Here is a 2,751-nt window from a genome sequence, read left to right as displayed (position 1 = left end):
CTCGTCCAGCGCCGTCCCGCCCCGCGTACGGCGGCGGCGTCGCGGCGTACGGGTCGAGGTCTCGCGCTCGGCGGAACGGGAGCCGTCGCGCCCGCCCCGGTCACCGCGTCCGCGCGGTGCACGCCCGCCCGGCTCGCCCAGGTCCTCCAGCTCCTCCGCGTCCAGCCCGGCGCGCGTACGCTCCGAGCGCGGCAGGATGCCCTTGGTGCCCTCGGGGATGCCGAGGTCCGAGAACAGGTGCGGGGAGGTGGAGTACGTCTCCGCCGGGTCGCCGAAGCCCAGGTCCAGCGCCTTGTTGATCAGCTGCCAGCGCGGGATGTCGTCCCAGTCGACCAGCGTGATCGCCGTACCCTTCGCCCCCGCGCGGCCGGTGCGGCCGATGCGGTGCAGATACGTCTTCTCGTCCTCGGGGGACTGGTAGTTGATGACGTGCGTCACGCCCTCGACGTCGATGCCGCGCGCGGCGACGTCGGTGCAGACCAGCACGTCCACCTTGCCGTTGCGGAACGCGCGCAGCGCCTGCTCGCGGGCGCCCTGGCCGAGGTCGCCGTGGACCGCGCCGGAGGCGAAGCCGCGCTGCTTGAGCTGGTCGGCGAGGTCGGCGGCGGTGCGCTTGGTGCGGCAGAAGACCATGGCCAGGCCGCGGCCGTCGGCCTGCAGCATCCGCGCGACCATCTCGGGCTTGTCCATGTTGTGCGCGCGGTAGACGAACTGCGTGGTGTTCGCGACCGTCGCGCCCTCGTCGTCGGGGGACGTGGCGTTGATGTGCGTCGGCTGCGACATGTAACGCCGGGCCAGACCGATCACCGCACCCGGCATGGTGGCCGAGAACAGCATGGTCTGGCGCCTGGCCGGAAGGAAGTTGATGATTTTCTCGACGTCGGGCAGGAAGCCCAGGTCGAGCATCTCGTCGGCCTCGTCGAGGACGAGGGCCTTCACGTGCTTGAGGTCGAGCTTCTTCTGCCCGGCGAGGTCGAGCAGCCGGCCCGGGGTGCCGACGACCACGTCGACGCCCTTCTTCAGCGCCTCGACCTGCGGCTCGTAGGCCCGGCCGCCGTAGATCGCGGTGACGCGCACATTGCGCACCTTGCCGGCGGTGAGCAGGTCGTTGGTGACCTGCGTGCACAGCTCGCGGGTGGGGACGACGACCAGCGCCTGCGGCGCGTCGGTGAGGTCCTCGGGCTTCGCGCGTCCGGCCTCGACGTCGGCGGGGACGGTGACGCGCTCGAGGAGCGGAAGGCCGAAGCCGAGCGTCTTTCCGGTGCCGGTCTTGGCCTGGCCGATGACGTCCGTGCCCGACAGGGCCACGGGGAGCGTCATCTCCTGGATGGGGAAGGCGGTGATGATGCCGACGGCCTCCAGGGCCTCGGCGGTCTCGGGGAGGATTCCGAGCTCTCGGAACGTCGTAGTCAGGGTGCTGCCTCTTCTGTGTGCGCGGTGCGAGGCGAGCGCGGGGGTCGTGTCGGGACCGTGCCGGGGACGTCGGCTGCCTTACGGGCGATGCCGTAGGGCACGGGACCACTGCCGACGCTCGAGCGCTCGTACCGCTGAGGGTCCCCCTCCGGAATCCGCACGCAGTGTGGCGTACGGCAAGGAGGGCTGTCGGGTCGGAGCCGATCGGGCCTCCGACCGGGCATCCTCATACATGCGGCCCGTCGAGTACGTCAGAGTGCTCAGCAGGCGCATTACCACCATACCCTGGATTCGCGCACACGCCATGGCCGATTTGGTCACGTAGCCGTCGTCACACTGATCGAGCGGGGCCTTCCGGGGCGTGGCAAGCGGGCTATTGTGCGCTTCATGACGAGCTCTGACAAGCCTGACAACGCCGCGGACACCCCCGACACCTCCGCCGGACCCACCGGCGTCGCCGCCATGGACTGGGCGGCCGCCTCCGCCGACCCCCAGTACCGGGCAGCCGTCGTGGACCTGCTCGGCGCGCTCGCGTACGGCGAGCTGGCGGCGTTCGAGCGGCTCGCGGAGGACGCCAAGCTGGCGCCCACGCTGGCGGACAAGGCGGAGCTGGCGAAGATGGCGTCGGCCGAGTTCCACCACTTCGAGCGGCTGCGCGACCGGCTCGCCGGGATCGGCGAGGAGCCGACGCTCGCGATGGAGCCGTTCGTCGCCGCGTACGACGGTTTCCACAAGCAGACGGCGCCCTCCGACTGGCTGGAGGGGCTGGTCAAGGCGTACGTCGGCGACTCCATCGCCAGCGACTTCTACCGCGAGGTCGCGGCACGGCTCGACTCCGACACCCGCGCCCTGGTGCTGGCCGTGCTCGACGACACCGGACACGGCGGCTTCGCCGTCGAGAAGGTGCGCGCCGCGATCGACGCGGACCCGCGCGTGGGCGGACGGCTCGCGCTGTGGGCGCGGCGGCTGATGGGCGAGGCGCTGTCGCAGTCCCAGCGGGTGGTCGCCGACCGGGACGCACTGTCGACCATGCTCGTGGGCGGCGTCGCGGACGGGTTCGACCTCGCCGAGGTCGGCAAGATGTTCTCCCGGATCACCGAGGCGCACACCAAGCGGATGGCGGCACTGGGGCTGGCGGCGTAGGCCGTCCGCCCGGCGAGGGGCGCGGGGAACCGCGCACGGGGGTCCGGGCGGAGCCCCGGGGAAGGGAAGGGGCGGCGGGACGAGGTCCGGGCGTCCGGGCGACGCGGGGCACCACAGGGGCGCCCCTGCGGTGCCGTGGTCGAGCGGAGCGGATCCCGGTGCCGTGTGCCGCGGTGCCGGGGCTCGCGGGCCGGG

At 72.4% G+C, this 2,751-nt stretch carries 2 protein-coding genes; one reads left to right on the top strand and one right to left on the bottom strand.

Features of this window, described 5'->3' with window-relative positions:
- Positions 1 to 1,320, bottom strand: a 1,320-nt coding sequence (locus tag B7767_RS17405) for a DEAD/DEAH box helicase (protein WP_256923474.1), incomplete at its 3' end; no start/stop codon positions are given.
- A 480-nt stretch (positions 1,321 to 1,800) separates the two neighbouring features.
- Between B7767_RS17405 and B7767_RS17400 the strand changes: the two genes are divergently transcribed.
- Positions 1,801 to 2,556, top strand: coding sequence for a ferritin-like domain-containing protein (locus B7767_RS17400; RefSeq protein ID WP_085572998.1), 756 nt, complete (start codon positions 1,801 to 1,803; stop codon positions 2,554 to 2,556).
- Positions 2,557 to 2,751 lie beyond the last annotated feature (195 nt).

Origin of the sequence: Streptomyces sp. 13-12-16, assembly GCF_002114215.1 — a bacterium.
Taxonomy (GTDB): Bacteria; Actinomycetota; Actinomycetes; order Streptomycetales; family Streptomycetaceae; genus Streptomyces.
This window is presented reverse-complemented; position numbering and strand designations above follow the sequence as displayed.

Coding starts and splice junctions, on each gene's coding strand:
- B7767_RS17400 (WP_085572998.1), top strand. CDS start 1,801: ATGACGAGCTCTGACAAGCCTGACAACGCCGCGGACACCCCCGACACC.